General features: G+C 35.8%; 13 protein-coding genes. 2 read left to right on the forward strand and 11 right to left on the reverse strand.

Features of this window, described 5'->3' with window-relative positions; translation table 11 throughout:
* Positions 1-20 precede the first annotated feature (20 nt).
* The 4 genes from P2Q73_RS04255 to P2Q73_RS04270 form a co-directional block, all read right to left on the reverse strand.
* The gene (locus P2Q73_RS04255; RefSeq protein WP_056827432.1) at positions 21-695 is read right to left on the reverse strand and encodes an LrgB family protein; all 675 of its coding nucleotides are present in this window, start codon (positions 693-695) and stop codon (positions 21-23) included.
* Positions 696-1,079 carry a CidA/LrgA family protein gene (locus P2Q73_RS04260; protein ID WP_256363910.1) on the reverse strand — a complete coding sequence of 128 codons (384 nt, stop codon included), beginning with the start codon at positions 1,077-1,079 and terminating at the stop codon, positions 696-698.
* 118 nt (positions 1,080-1,197) lie between these two features.
* Positions 1,198-2,013: a polysaccharide deacetylase family protein gene (locus P2Q73_RS04265; RefSeq protein ID WP_275784297.1), complete on the reverse strand. Its 816-nt coding sequence runs from the start codon at positions 2,011-2,013 to the stop codon at positions 1,198-1,200.
* 87 nt (positions 2,014-2,100) lie between these two features.
* Positions 2,101-5,148, reverse strand: a complete 3,048-nt coding sequence (locus P2Q73_RS04270) for an efflux RND transporter permease subunit (RefSeq protein WP_275784300.1) — start codon at positions 5,146-5,148, stop codon at positions 2,101-2,103.
* Between the two features lie 104 nt (positions 5,149-5,252).
* Between P2Q73_RS04270 and P2Q73_RS04275 the strand changes: the two genes are divergently transcribed.
* Positions 5,253-5,879 (forward strand): TetR/AcrR family transcriptional regulator, encoded by a 627-nt coding sequence (locus P2Q73_RS04275; RefSeq protein WP_053590150.1) that lies wholly within the window; start codon positions 5,253-5,255, stop codon positions 5,877-5,879.
* 46 nt (positions 5,880-5,925) lie between these two features.
* On the opposite strand, the gene P2Q73_RS04280 is transcribed toward P2Q73_RS04275, so the two are convergent.
* The 6 genes from P2Q73_RS04280 to P2Q73_RS04305 all read right to left on the reverse strand — a co-directional run bounded on the left by P2Q73_RS04280 (position 5,926) and on the right by P2Q73_RS04305 (position 12,942).
* Positions 5,926-6,711 (reverse strand): SDR family NAD(P)-dependent oxidoreductase, encoded by a 786-nt coding sequence (locus P2Q73_RS04280; protein ID WP_275784305.1) that lies wholly within the window; start codon positions 6,709-6,711, stop codon positions 5,926-5,928.
* Between the two features lie 429 nt (positions 6,712-7,140).
* The gene (gene lpdA, locus P2Q73_RS04285; protein WP_053590152.1) at positions 7,141-8,553 is read right to left on the reverse strand and encodes a dihydrolipoyl dehydrogenase; all 1,413 of its coding nucleotides are present in this window, start codon (positions 8,551-8,553) and stop codon (positions 7,141-7,143) included.
* Between the two features lie 3 nt (positions 8,554-8,556).
* Complete coding sequence (locus tag P2Q73_RS04290) at positions 8,557-9,912, reverse strand: dihydrolipoamide acetyltransferase family protein (protein ID WP_275784308.1); 1,356 nt, start codon at positions 9,910-9,912, stop codon at positions 8,557-8,559.
* Positions 9,913-9,943: 31 nt separating this feature from the next.
* The gene (locus P2Q73_RS04295; protein WP_275784311.1) at positions 9,944-10,921 is read right to left on the reverse strand and encodes an alpha-ketoacid dehydrogenase subunit beta; all 978 of its coding nucleotides are present in this window, start codon (positions 10,919-10,921) and stop codon (positions 9,944-9,946) included.
* 3 nt (positions 10,922-10,924) lie between these two features.
* Complete coding sequence (gene pdhA, locus P2Q73_RS04300) at positions 10,925-12,037, reverse strand: pyruvate dehydrogenase (acetyl-transferring) E1 component subunit alpha (RefSeq protein WP_056827444.1); 1,113 nt, start codon at positions 12,035-12,037, stop codon at positions 10,925-10,927.
* Positions 12,038-12,294: 257 nt separating this feature from the next.
* A complete protein-coding gene (locus P2Q73_RS04305) occupies positions 12,295-12,942 on the reverse strand; it encodes a YkyA family protein (RefSeq protein ID WP_275784314.1) in 648 nt (215 codons plus the stop codon).
* A 133-nt stretch (positions 12,943-13,075) separates the two neighbouring features.
* On the opposite strand from P2Q73_RS04305, the gene def reads away from it, so the two are divergent.
* Entirely contained in the window at positions 13,076-13,633 is a 558-nt protein-coding gene (gene def / locus P2Q73_RS04310; protein ID WP_053590157.1) for a peptide deformylase, read from the forward strand.
* A gap of 667 nt (positions 13,634-14,300) precedes the next feature.
* On the opposite strand, the gene P2Q73_RS04315 is transcribed toward def, so the two are convergent.
* Entirely contained in the window at positions 14,301-15,236 is a 936-nt protein-coding gene (locus tag P2Q73_RS04315) for a carbohydrate kinase family protein (protein ID WP_275784319.1), read from the reverse strand.
* Positions 15,237-15,239: the final 3 nt, after the last annotated feature.

Raw genomic sequence — 15,239 nt, forward strand, 5'->3', positions numbered from 1 at the left:
CTCATTGGCAAGACTGTTTTTTATATGATTAAAGCAAATAGTGGACATATAAAAGCACCTAACACCGCACTTAGCGTCATTGATACGGAACCCATCGACAAGACCTGTTCCCCGTATTCTGATAGTTTAGCCACACCAAATCCGTGTGAAGCACCGCCTATAGAGACTCCTCTACTAATCGCTTTTTCTATATGACAAATTTTAAAGATAAAAGGTCCTAATAACGAACCTGTTAATCCTGCAACTATTACGAATACAGCAGTCAAAGCTGGATTTCCATCTATTGATTGACTTATTTGCATAGCTACAGGAGTTGTAATCGATTTTGATAGCAATGAAAGTATTAATTCATCGTCTAATCTTAATAATTTTGCAAATAATATTATACTAATAAGTCCTGAAAACATGGCCACAATAATACTAGTCATTATAGGGAACTTATATTTTTTTATAATGCCTCTTTGCATATATAGTGGATATGCAAGACTTACAACAGCTGGACCTAACATCGCATCTATCCACTTAGCTCCATGCATATATTGTTCATAAGGAATGGAAAGAGAGCTTAATAGAATAATTAATATAATCGTAGTTGTTAACACCGGGAATAAAAAAGGAGATGAAAAACGCATATATATCTTAGTCATAAGGTAATATATTAATATAGTGCCCAATATTATAGCGATTACATCCATTTACTCTTCCTCCTTTACTGCTTGCTTAGTCTCCAAGTATTGCCCTACTCTTCCAGAAATGATTATCGTAATAATAGTACTTATAATAACAGATAATATAAGCAACAAACCTTGGAAAGACAAAAGTTCTGGATAATTCATTACACCAACTGTGGCTGGTACAAAAAATAAGGTCAATACACTAAGTAAAAAACCAGCTCCATCTTTTATTAATGAAATTGGTATTAGTTTAAAATATAAACCGGCAAACAGTAATATCAAACCTATAATACTACCTGGAAACTTAATATGTAATGACTGTACAATAACTGTTCCTAAAAAAGAAAACATATATAAGATAAGAATTTGAAATACAACTCGTAAGTATTTAAATATATATATCAATTTAAAGCTCCTAACAATTAGTAATATGCAATATTTTACTCCTTTACGTTCCATCGGTCTATTAGAACAAAAAAACATCTGGGAGAATATATGTATCACCCAAATGTTTTAAAGATTTTTATTCGATTCCTTTAATAGAATGTGGGTCAATCAGGTCATAACCTTTTGCTCTAAAACCTTCCACAATACTAGGCAACGCACCTGCTGTCCATGAACGATCATGCATCAACAAGTTTGCACCATCAGTCAAATATTCTGTATTCAACATGATTTCTGTAAGGCTATCTGCATCCATATATTGTTTTTCCCAGTCATAGCCATACGTCCAGTTCATGAGTAGCATACCTTCACTTTGGACCAAGGATCTACTGTAATCTGTATTAACACCAAAAGGAGCTCTGAAAAATTTAGGCTTCTCTCCAGTTACTGCCTCCACTGTCTCATTTACTCTAATTATTTCTTCTCTTTGCTCTTCCTCTGAGCTATTTTTTAAATTTACATGTGTCTGCGTGTGATTGCCTATAGAAAAGCCCATATCATAGATCGCTTTTAAATTAGCTTTTTCTTCATCTGTTTCAATAAAATGTCCATTAACAAAAAAGATGGCAGGCGCATTCAATTCTTTCAATGTTTTCGCCATTTCTAAAGCATTTTTATCTGGTGCATCATCAATTGTTAATAAAACAGCCTTCGGATTAGCAGCTCCAATAGGTTTCAATGTCCAGTTTGCTTCGTTTAATTCATAAAGTATTTCCGGTACCTCTTCTACAGGTTCCTCTTCTTGTTTTTCTGTATCTTGTACAGTCTCTTCGTCAGCTGTTACTTCAATCTTTTCTTCGCTTTCTTTTTTTACTGTCGGTTCTTCCTTTTCTGCTCTACAAGCTGAAAGTACAAGAATCAATGCTGCAAGTATTACCCATTTTGTAAGTTTCAATATGATCACCCTGCCCTTCCATATGTATTTTACCACTAAAAAAAGGATGTTGTGTAGAGTATTTCCACACAACATCCTTCAAACTATTTAGCTATTTAAACCTTTCTTTCTTCTAAATTTTGCAAAAAACTCATATACCATTGGTACAAAAATTAGAGTAAGTAAAGTCGAACTTGTTAAACCACCTATAACCGTAACTCCTAGACCTTTTGAAATAAGTCCGCTACCTTCTGCTCCTATTGCAAGTGGAATTAAAGCTCCTATAGTTGCAAGAGCAGTCATTAGAATAGGGCGTAATCTTGTCGCTCCAGCTTCTAAAATAGCTTCTCTTGTAGGGTGGCCTTCATTTTCTTTATGAATAACACGGTCGATCAATACTATGGCATTTGTTACAACAATACCTATTAACATTAGCAACCCTAACATTGCAGACACACTTAATGTTTCTCCCGCAATAGCTAATCCTACTAATGCACCAATAGTCGTAAATGGAAGAGAGAATAGAATTGCAAACGGAGCAAGCCCTCCACCAAATGTGATGACTAAAATTAAGTAGACGATAGCAATTGCCGCTAGCATCGCCAATCCTAACTGTGTAAACGCTTCTGTAATGTCTTCTGTAACTCCAGAAGTATTAATTTCTACTCCTGCCGGTACATCTAATTTGTCAATTTCTGCTTGAATATCTTGAGATGTTTTAGCTACATCCTTAGCAGTTAATGTTCCTGATACACTCGCGAAAACTTTTCCTTCACGGCGATTTACAGTATCTGCACTTGTTCCTTCTTTCACTTGGACTAATTCAGAAATAGGCACCTCAATTCCAACTGGAGTCGCAACTGTTTCGTCTAATAAATCTTCCAACGAAGTCTGTTTTTCCTTTTGTTGATCAATGTATACATCCACTGTTTGTTCATCTTTTGTAATGGTTGTTAATACTTCTCGTTGGACATTTGGGTTTAACTTCATTCCAATTTGCGCTGTCGTTAAACCATATTGCGTTAACTTTTCTTTATCAACAACAAAAGTATACTCAGTGTATGATTTTGATAAACTTGTATCTACATCTTTTAAGTCTTTCTCGTCTTCCATAATAGCTGCGATATCTTCTACTACTGGTTGAATAGCCTCTTTGTTTTTACCGTATACAAAATAACTAATTTGATTACTCGATCCACTAGTTGAGAAATCTTGAGATTTCCATTCTCCTTTAACCTCAAATTCCTCAATTTCTTTCATTACATTCTCTTTTACTTTTGCAAATTCTTCCGTTTCTGGGTCGAATGTAACGAACATCAAAGAACCATTACTAGCTCCTGGAGCCATTGGATTTGCGCCACCGATAGATACTTGAACAATATCTACTTGTTCTTTATCTAGGAAATAATTTTCTACTTGTTCTACACTCGCACTAATATCATTAGCAGTTTCCCCAGCATCAGGCGTATAAGTTACATACATCATCTTTTGCTCTTCTTCAGGTAAGAAACTTACTCCCACTACTGGTATTAGGAATAAACTTGCTACTAGAGCTGCAACCGCTGCAATGGATGTAATCAGCTTATGATTTAATGCACCATTCAATATTTTTTTATATCCGGCTGCAAGCTTACCTTGCGACTCTTTATGAGCCATCTTTCCATTTTCCATATTCTTTCTAAATAATGTATGAGCTAGCATTGGAACAATTGTAATTGCCACCAATAAGGAAGCAAGCAATGCAAATACCATTGTTAATGCAAATGGTAAAAATAATTCCCCTACCATACCACTAACTAACCCAAGTGGTAGGAATACCGCTATTGTTACTAAAGTTGAGGATGTTATTGGAATAAACATCTCTTTTGTTGCTTCACGAATTAAATCTTTCCCTCTTAGTTTTTCTCCAGGAAGGTTCATTCGTCTGAAAATATTTTCTACAACTACGATTGAATCATCAATTACACGAGCAATAGCAACTGTCATTGCTCCGAGTGTCATCATATTTAATGTAATATCCATTTGGTTTAATAATATAAACGCAATTAATATAGACAATGGAATGGAAATAATCGAGATAATTGTAGACTTAAAGTTTCTTAAGAACAATAGGATGACAATTATTGCAAATAATGCTCCAAATAATGCTTTGCTGACCATTGTTTCTACTGAAGCCTCTATTGGTTCACCTTGATCTAATGTTATTTGAACATCTATGCCATCAAAATCTTTTTTTAACTCAGGAATCATATCTTTTACAGCGTTTGCTACCTCAACGGTATTTGCTTCTTGCGCTTTTACTATTTGAATGGCAATTGCTTCTTGCCCATTTGTACGTGAGATAGATTCTGCTTTTCCTATAAATTCGATTTTAGCTATTTCTTGTAAGGTTACTGTAGACATTCCTGTAGGACTAACTACTGGAATTTTTAGATTTTCTAAGTCTTCTAATGTAGCTACCTTTCCATCAACTACAACCGATTGTTCCTCTTTTTCAAATTGGAATAATCCTAAAGGCATCGTTATGTTAGTACCTTGCACAATTCCTTTAACTGTAGCTTCATCAAGTCCAAGTTGAGCCAATTTCTCTTGGTCGAAAACTAAACTTACTTCTTCTACTTGTTGACCTGAAACAGCAGCAGAAGAAACACCTTCAATACCTTCAATTTGTGGAACTATAATATTTTCTACGTCATCTGTAAGTGCCTCTAAATCTTTTTCACTATTAGAAACACTTAAAGCGATAATAGGAAATGCATTTATACTAATTCTAGCAACCGAAGGATCTTGAACACTTTCGGGTACTTTTGCATTAGTTAATGCTTCTTTTACTTCCGCTTCCGCTTCTTTCATATCAATTCCGTACTCATATTCAATTTGTAGGGATGATGCATTTTGATACGAAGTGGAACTTACCGTTTTAACACCTGATAAATTACTTACTGCTTTTTCAAATGGCTCTGATACATCTTTTGCCACTTGTTCTGGTGTTGCGCCAGGGTAAACAGTAGTAACGGTTACTACTGGAATTGTAATATCAGGAATAGTTTCAAGTTTCATTTGTGTTCCTGCATAAATACCTGTCGCCGTAATGATTAACGTTAATAACCATACCGCAAGTTTATTTTTCATAACAAAGTTAATGATGGAATTCATTATTTTCCCCCGTATAGATATATTTTGACCAGTCAGTCACATTACTTTATAATAGTAATTGACCAGTCGGTCATTCGTCAACTAATAAGGAAGTAGGGGTTCATTTGCCTGACAAAAAAGTTTTAATAATTGAAAAAGCGGTAGAGCTCTTTGCTAAAAACGGTTTTGAGTCTACTTCTGTTCAAGAAATTACAGAAGCTTGCGGTATTTCAAAAGGTGCATTCTATTTACACTTTAAATCAAAAGAAAGTTTACTTTTTAGCATCTTTGAAATTTTTATTGATAGAGCAATTCAAAAGATCTCAAGCGTTTTTGAAATGGAAATATCACCGAAAGATAAACTAGAACTTTTTTTATGTATCCAATTTGAAGAAATTGAACAATACTCTGACTTCATCTTGATGCTCTTAAGAGAACAAACTAAACCAGATGAGACCGAATTGTTTGTCCTTATGCAAAAGATGGATCACCAACTTAATAACGCATTGAATACACTATTAATTGAAGTCTATGGAGAAGACATCAATAAGCACGTTGCTGATATGACCGTCATAATAAAAGGAATTATTAAAGGCTATATTGAATTAATTGTCTTATCTAATCAAAATTTTAATTTGAAAAAATTGTCAAACTTTCTTCTACATCGAATTGATTCAATAGTATTAGGGTTAACAAACCCTTTTTTAGAAGAAGATTTGTTATTAAACATTTGCTATAAAAAAACTACTTGAAGATGAACTTTTCATCTGACAAGTAGTTTTATTTTGCAAATAACAATTACATAGCTGCACCAGATCCACCATCAATGTTGACGGAAGTTCCAGTTACATACGATGCTGCATCAGATACTAAAAAAGTGATGACATTAGCAGCCTCAGATGTATCCCCAATTCTCTGAAGAGGAATAGTAGGTCCTACAACACTTTTGGAATATTCATCCCAACTTAAATCTGGTGCTTCATTTTTCCAACGCTTCTCAATTTGCTCACTTCTTATTAATCCGATGCATACTGTGTTTACACGAATATTATCTTTTCCTAAATCTTTGCTCATTGCTTTTGTTAATGCCATACCAGCAGCACGGCTAACAGTTGTTGGTAGAGAAGATGCAGGAGGAGTTTTTCCTAATACGGCTGTTACATTCACAATAGCCCCTCCACCTACTTCACGCATAAATGGAATCGCTGCTTTAGATGTGTGAATGGCACCAAAAAGCTTTAAATCCAAATCTGTTTGCCATAATGCAGTTTCAACAGATTCAAAAGGATTTGCTGAAGAAGTACCCGCATTATTAATAAGAATATCAAGACGACCGTAATGATCCACTGTTTTCTGAATGATGTTCTTGCATTGTTCTTCTTTTGTAATGTCAGCAGGAACAACCAAAACCTCTTCTCCAGTTATTTGCTGGATGAAATCGGCAGCTTCTTGTAAACTTTCTTCACCTCGTGCACAAAGAGTCACTTTTGCTCCTTCTTTCACTAATTGTAAAGCTGTATGTAATCCAATGCCCTTACTAGATCCAGTAACAATTGCTACTTTACCTGTTAATCCTAAATCCATAAAATCATCTCCTTATTTTTATTACATTTCTTCTACCATAGTAACATCCTTTTAATAATTTGTTTGAAAATTACTACTATAATATCATATAAGAAAATGCTGGCTCCCTTTAAAAGCTATTCTTCTTTCAATCGTTTCCTAAGTGTTTAGGTCAGACTTTTCTTTTTAAGAGATTAGGATTTTTGTCCATTTGAAACTTTTGTAGACTCGTTGATAGGATACTAAAAAATAGATTCTATGCTTTCCTATTGTGAGGTCCCTTCTACTCTATGTTTTGGTGACTGTTTAATATTTACAACCTTCACGGAAATAAACGTAATGTTCAAAGCAACCCTAATACAATAATGATAAAAAGAGTGATCATAGACATTTCAACTAACATGAAAAAACCACTCAAAGCAAGGTTGCTTTGAGTGGTTCCGAAATAAATTATTTTGAAATGATATGAATTGGGTGACCCATAACAACTTCAGCAGCTTCCATTGCTATTTCACCTAATGTTGGATGTGCGTGAATAGTCATTGCGATATCTTCAACTGTCATTCCAGCCTCAATAGCTAAACCTAGCTCAGCAATCATATCAGAAGCTCCTTGACCTACAATTTGAGCTCCAAGAAGTAATCCATCTTCTTTACGAGAAACAAGTTTTACGAAACCTTCTGCAGCATTGAGTGCAAGTGCACGACCATTTGCACCGAATGGGAATTTCCCAGCAGCTACATCATATCCTTGTTCTTTAGCTTGCGCCTCGTTTAAACCTACTGTAGCCATTTCTGGATCTGTAAAGCAAACTGCAGGAATCGCTAAATAATCTACAACAGATGATTGACCAGCAATAGCTTCAGCAGCTACTTTACCTTCGTAAGAAGCTTTGTGTGCAAGTTGAGGTCCTGCTACGATATCACCGATTGCATAGATATTACTAATGCTAGTACGGCATTGTTTATCTACTTCTAGTAATCCGCGTTCACCGAACTTAATGCCAATTTCTTCTAGACCCATTTCGTCTGTATTAGGACGACGACCTACTGTTACTAATACATAATCAGCTTCGACTTTTTTCTCTTCTCCGCCTGCTTCATAAGTTACAACAACACCATTTTCAGTTTCTTCTACACCTTTAGCAGATGCTTTAACTGAAATCTCGACACCTTTTTTCTTAAGGCCTTTTTTAACGATTGTTGTCATTTGCTTTTCGAAGCCAGCTAAAATGTCATCGCCGCCTTCAATAATTGTTACTTTTGAACCTAGGTTAGCATATGCAGAACCTAATTCGGTACCAATATATCCTCCACCAATTACAACTAAGTTCTCTGGAATCTCAGGTAAACTTAAAGCACCAGTTGAGTTAAGTACACGTTTTGAATATTTGAATGTTGGGATTTCAACTGGGCGAGAACCAGTAGCAATAATCGCATTTTTAAATGTATACGTTTGAGCAGATTTTTCGTCCATAACACGAACAGTGTTAGCGTCTACAAAATATGCTTCACCCATTACTACTTCGATATTGTTACCTTTTAATAACCCAGAAACACCGCTTGTTAATTTTTTTACTACGCTATCTTTGAAAGCTTGTGCTTTAGAAAAGTCAATTTTCACATCAGTAGCAGTAATACCCATGTCGTCCGCATGTTTTGCTTGTTCAAAACGGTGACCAACAGAAATTAATGCCTTTGATGGAATACAACCAACGTTTAAACAAACTCCACCAATATATTCTTTTTCTACTACTAAAACTTTTTGTCCAGTTTGTGCTGCACGAATTGCAGCTACATATCCACCAGGGCCTGAACCAATTACTAAAGTATCTGTTTCAATCGGAAAATCTCCTACAACCATTTTTTACGCCTCCATTAATAATAATTCTGGACTGCTTAGCAAACGTTTAATATGGTTCAACGCATGTTGAGCAGTCGCACCATCGATCATTCGATGATCAAAGCTCAATGATAATGCTAACACAGGAGCAGCTACAATTTCACCATTTTTTATTACAGGTTTTTCTGAAATTCGACCAATTCCAAGTATTGCTACCTCTGGATGGTTAATAACTGGAGTAAACCATTGTCCACCAGCAGAGCCAATATTCGTTATAGAGCAGGAAGCACCTTTCATTTCAGAAGGTGAAAGTTTTCCTTCACGTGCCTTACCAGCAAGTGAATTAATTTCATCCGAAATAGCAAATACAGATTTTCTATCCGCATGTTTAATGACTGGAACAAGCAATCCTTTTTCAGTATCAGCTGCAATTCCAATATTAAAGTAATGCTTTTGAATTACTTCACTTGTTTCATCATCATAAGAAGTATTTAATTGCGGGAACTCACGTAATGTACTTACTAATGCTTTCACCACATATGGTAAGTAAGTTAACTTGATATTTTTTTCCGCTGCAATATCCTTAAACTTCTTGCGATGAGCAACAAGTTCCGTCACATCCACCTCATCCATTAAAGTTACATGAGGAGCAGTATGTTTTGAATGAACCATTGCTTTAGCGATTGCTTTTCGAATACCAGAGATTTTCTCGCGAGTTTCAGGGAATTCTCCTTCTATAGAAACTGGTGCAGATGTTTTTACTTCTGCTTTTGTTTCTTTTGATATTTCTTCCCCTTGTACATTACTTGAAACCTCTACAGATTTCTGATCACCAGATAAGAATGATTCAATATCCTCTTTTAGTATTCGTCCATTTTTTCCTGTTCCAGAGACATCTGCAATATTCACTTCATTATCACGAGCAAACTTACGAACAGATGGCATTGCAATCACACGTTTGTCGCCTTTTGGATCCACTCTTGGCTGTTCTGTTGTTTCTGTTGATTTCTCAGATTTTTCAGGAGCCTTTGTTTCTTCTTTATCTATAGATTGACCAGCCTCAGCTGTAGATTGTACTTGTGCTTCGGTTTTCTCGTTTGCCGCTTCGTTATCATGCCCTTTAAAATGTAGATCCTCATATCCAGGAGCATCTAATCGTATAAGCACATCTCCAACGACTGCAACTGTACCTTCGCTTACTAATACTTCCGTAACTTTCCCTTTTACAGGAGAAGGAATTTCTACTACAGCTTTATCGTTTTGGACTTCGCATAAAATATCATCTTCTGCTACTTCGTCTCCTACTTTGACAAACCATTTAACGATTTCGCCTTCATGTATACCTTCACCGATATCCGGTAATCGAAATTCAAATGCCACAGTATTCACCCTTTCTTTTAAATGCTATTTATTAAAACGTTAAGACTTTTTTAGCTGTTTCTACTATATCCTTTACTCCAGGTAACCAAACTGTTTCTGCTTGAGAAAATGGAAATACTGTATCAGGAGCAGCAACTCTTAGCACAGGCGCTTCTAAGCTTAAAATAGCTCTTTCTGTGATTTCAGCTACTACGTTTGCAGCGATACCAGCTTGTCTTTGAGCTTCTTGAACGACTATTGCACGTCCTGTTTTTTCAATAGAAGCAATAATTGTTTCAATATCAAGAGGTTGAACTGTACGTAAATCTACAACTTCTACAGAGTGACCTTCTTTTTCTAGCTCTTCCGCAGCTTTAATACTTTCATGTACCATTGCTCCATAAGTGATGATAGATAAATCTGTACCTTCACGTTTAACATCCGCTTTACCTAGTGGAATTGTATATTCTTCTTCTGGAACCTCACCACGGAATGAGCGGTACAATTTCATATGCTCTAGATAAATAACAGGGTCATTATCTCGAATAGCCGAAATCAATAATCCTTTTGCATCATAAGGTGTAGAAGGAATAACTACTTTTACCCCTGGAGTAGATGTCATTAATAGTTCTAAGCTATCTGCATGCATTTCTGGTGTGTGCACACCTCCACCAAATGGTGAACGAATTGTAACAGGGGCATTAAAAGATCCTCCTGTACGGAAACGCATACGAGATAGTTGTCCACTAATAGAATCCATTACTTCATAAACGAATCCAAAGAATTGAATTTCAGGAACAGGTCTGAAACCTTGAAGTGCTAGACCAACTGCAAGACCACCGATCCCAGACTCTGCTAGAGGTGTATCAAATACTCGATCTTCTCCAAACTCTTTTTGTAGACCTTCAGTTGCACGGAATACTCCTCCGTTAACGCCTACGTCTTCACCGAAGACTAGAACGTTTTCATCATTTTTAAGCTCAGTACGGAGTGCGTCCGTAATTGCTTGAATCATCGTCAATTGTGCCATCGGTTACTTCGACTCCTTCTCTGTATAGTAAGCTAATTGCTCATCTAAGTTATATGGGTTTTCTTCATACATAATATTAATTAAATCAGTAACTTTTTGTTTTGGTGCACTGTCTGCTTTTTTAATAGCTTCTTTAATTTCCTCTTTAGCTTTTTCGATTACTTCTGCTTCTTTTTCTTCATTCCATAGTCCTTTTCCTTCTAAGAATGTACGGAAACGAACAAGTGGATCTTTCTTTTCCCAAGCAGAATCTGTTTCAGACGTACGGTAACGAGTTGGATCATCTCCAGCCATAGTGTGTGGACCGTAACGGTAACAAAGTGTTTCAATTAGAGTTGGACCTTCTCCTCTAATCGCACGTTCTCTAGCATCTTTTGTCGCTACATAAACAGCTAAAGGATCCATTCCATCTACTAACACACTTGGAATACCTGCGGCAATACCTTTTTGTGCAATAGTTTTTGCTGCTGTTTGTAATTCACGTGGAGTAGAAATAGCATATTGGTTATTTTGAACAATAAATACTGCCGGTGAGCGAAAAGCTCCTGCAAAGTTAATTCCTTCATAGAAATCACCTTGTGAAGATCCACCGTCACCTGTATAAGTAATGGCAATCGCTTTTTTACCACGTTTTTGCATTCCAAGTGCTACCCCAGCAGCTTGGATAAATTGCGCACCAATAATAATTTGTGGTGGGAAAACGTTTACACCTTCTGGTATTTGATTTCCCATGAAGTGTCCACGAGAGAACAAGAAAGCTTGCCATAATGGTAAACCATGCCATACGATTTGTGGCACATCTCGGTACCCAGGTAAGATAAAATCTTCTTTTTCAAGTGCAAATTGGGAAGCTAGTTGGGAAGCTTCTTGCCCTGCAGTTGGAGCATAAAATCCTAAACGTCCTTGACGGTTTAAAGAGATGGATCGTTGATCTAGAATTCTCGTATACACCATACGGCTCATTAACTCTACTAATTCTTCATCGGATAGGTTAGGGTTTGCTTCTTCGTTAACGATTGTCCCTTCTTCGTTTAAAATCTGGAACAATTCAAACTTTTCTTCAATCTCTTGAAGCGTTTTCTTTGGATCTAACTGCGGTAATTTTTTTGCAGCCATAATAGCAACTCTCCTTTTCTTCTGTATTAAAATTTCTTATAAGACATAGTGATACAACAATATTTCATTTTTAGTATACTCAAGTTTAAATCTACGGTCAATCATATAAAACTAGGGTTTGTTTTTGCAAGAAAATTTAAAACCTTTCAAACTGTATCACTAACTATTTTTGTCTGTATTATATCAGTTTACTAATGTAACAGTTATATATAATACAAAAGGCTATCCTAATGTTTCCCATTAGAATAGCCTACTGTTTACTTTTTTTCTTCTTGCAAGGAAGTAAATATATCTTCCTTCACTTTGTTTAACTGTGTAGTAAGCTCATTAAACTTCTCTACCGCTTTCTTGACCACTTCATTCTGTTTATTCACTTCTGCAACTTTGTTTTGAATTGTTTTTACTTCTGCTTCTTCAGTAATTAGTAAGTTATATAATTCTTCTTGCAAGCTAGCAAGAGAATTATACTCTTCAGTTAAAGCATCATAGGCTGCATATCTATTTTTTAATGCTTCTTCCATTTTTTCTAAATTTGCTTTTTCAGATTCATCTTTTGTTTCGGATATTAGTGTTTGTAATTGTTTCAATTTTTCAGATGCTTTAGTAATGGAAGCTGCTTCTTTTTCTACTAAAACTAACCGTTCTTCCAAAAGTTTAGAAGTTTCACCTACTTGTTTTGTAAGCTCTTCTTTTTGGTCTTTAGTTAATTCCATCATACTTTGAAAATTAGCTTGCTCTTTTTTTTCGATTGCTATTAACTCTGATTGTACAGCTCTATAATCAGATTCAGATTCATATAATTCAGTTAAGATGTTAGATAACTTTTCTTCTGTTTGTTGACCAAAAGAGCATGCAGACAGAAATAAGATAGAGCATAGAATAACTAGATATTTCATTTTTTTCATAAAGCAACCTCCTATATTCTTAACACTATAATTGTTCTTACCTTTAAATTCAACAGACCAATCGGCTCTTTTTGTTTAGTTAATGACCTTTTTTCGATATAATAGCTATATGAATATGGAAAGGACGATTCAAATGATACTTATGAACGACATTATAAGAGATGGTCATCCCACTCTTCGTAAAAAAACTTCTGAAATGACTTTCCCTTTATCAGCAGAAGATCAAAAACTTGCAGCAGACTTATTAGAATATGTTATAAACAGCCAAGATGAAGAAATGGTTGAAAAATATAAGCTAAGACCAGGAATAGGCATAGCTGCACCACAAGTGAATGCTGAAAAAAGAATGTTTGCATTACACTTAACAGATGAAGAAGACAATATTGTTAGCTTTGTTGCCGTAAATCCAAAAATTATTAGTCATTCAGTTGAAAAAACCTATATTTCTGCAGGCGAGGGCTGCTTGTCAGTAGATGAAGTAATTGAAGGTTATGTTCCTAGATATGCAAGAATTACAGCAACTGGTTTTTATCCAGATGGTAAACCGTTTAAAAAACGTTTAAAAGGATTACCGGCAATTGCTTTCCAACATGAGTTAGATCATTTAAATGGAATTATGTTTTATGATCATATTAATAAAATGAACCCTTATGCAGAAATACCCGATTCTACACCTTATGATCGTGGATAATAAAATAAGCGCCTCCTTGGCACCTCTCTAGCTGTTGAAAAACTCAAAAAAGAGTTGTTACAGTTACGCTGAGGGCACTGAAAAAGTATATAGAATTTGACTTTACTAAATAATGTCGTCCTATAAATAAGAAAATTGTTGAAACGGCTCCCTTTCCGCGGGCGTTGCCTTAGCCTCCTTGGCCAACACGATGTTGGTCATGCAATCGTTGCCGCAGGAGTGACGCCTTTTTCAACGATTTTCTATAAATACTAATTGAAAAAATTTAAGTGATATAAACTTACTCTATTAATAGCGTGATGGCTTTTTAATTGAAAAGCGGATAATAGTTGATTGGAGTGGAAGGTGGAGACTCCAGCCGGGATAGCAAATGTTTTTTCTGCACCGAAAGCGAAGCGGCAGGTGCATGAGCTGAAGACCCTGGACTGAGCGTCGCGAGGGAAGCGGCTGAAGCCATGCCGGCGGAACGCGTCCGCCTGGAACGGAAATCAACGGGTCCGAAATAAAAATCTAGTATGTGAAAAACCTGTCTTTCAACTACTGTCTCTTCTGCCTCTCTTTCCCGCAGGAGTCGAGTGGACGCTTCTCCAAAATAACAAAACGCTATATTTTTCAATTTGTCTTTAATCTAAGAGGCGCCTAAAAAGGCACCTCTTTTATTTTATTGTTAACTTAATTCTTCTATTCTCGGCATTGCCGATAATGCGCCAAATTTTGTCGCACAAATTGCACCTAGCTTGTTGCCGAATGATACATATTCCTTCCATACATTTATAGTAGTAGGGGCTCCATAAAGATGAATCTGTCTTAATATCCCTGCCATAAATGCATCACCAGCACCGGTTGTATCTACAGGGTCGACTTTGAGAACTGGAATGTGAATTATCTGTTCATTCATCACAATATAAGCTCCCTCTTCTCCCATTGTAATAAGAATTGTTGGTATGGAGTAATACTGCAACTTTTCAATACCCGCTTCGAGCGTATCTGTTCCTGTTAAGAAAAAAAGCTCTTCTTCTGTTAATTTTAATAAATTTACATCTGTGAAAAAAGAAATAATTGTATCTCTACATTTTTCTTCATTTTCCCATCTTAATGGTCTAATATTGGCATCAAATGATAAGAAAGTTCCTGTCTCTTTCAATGTAGCTACTATTTCTTTTGTAGTATTAAAGGCAACGGGGTGAAATAAAGTTCCCGAACAAAAATGAAAAAGAGAAGCATTTTGAAAAGCTGATTGTTCTAACGTACAGTATTCTACTTGAACATTTGGCGTTTCATCTACATACTTATAAAAAATTCGGTCATTGTCAGTGGTCAAATGAACATATACTCCACTCACTCTTTTTTCTGGAATGATTTTTGCGTAAGTAAGATCTACACCTTCTCCCGCTAGTTCAGTTCTAACAAACTCTGATGTTTCATCTTCGCCAGTCACCGTTATAAAAGACGCTGGAGCTCCTAATCTAGAGATGCCAGCTGCGACATTTACAGTAGCCCCCCCTAAAAACTTCGTGAATTGTGTATTGCTTGAATCATTTGCAATATAATCGACAAATGCATCCCCGTATATTAGTACATGTTTATTTTGCATGTTTTTCATGTA

The organism is Bacillus sp. Cr_A10 (assembly GCF_029222665.1).
Classification (GTDB): Bacteria; Bacillota; Bacilli; order Bacillales_A; family Planococcaceae; genus Psychrobacillus.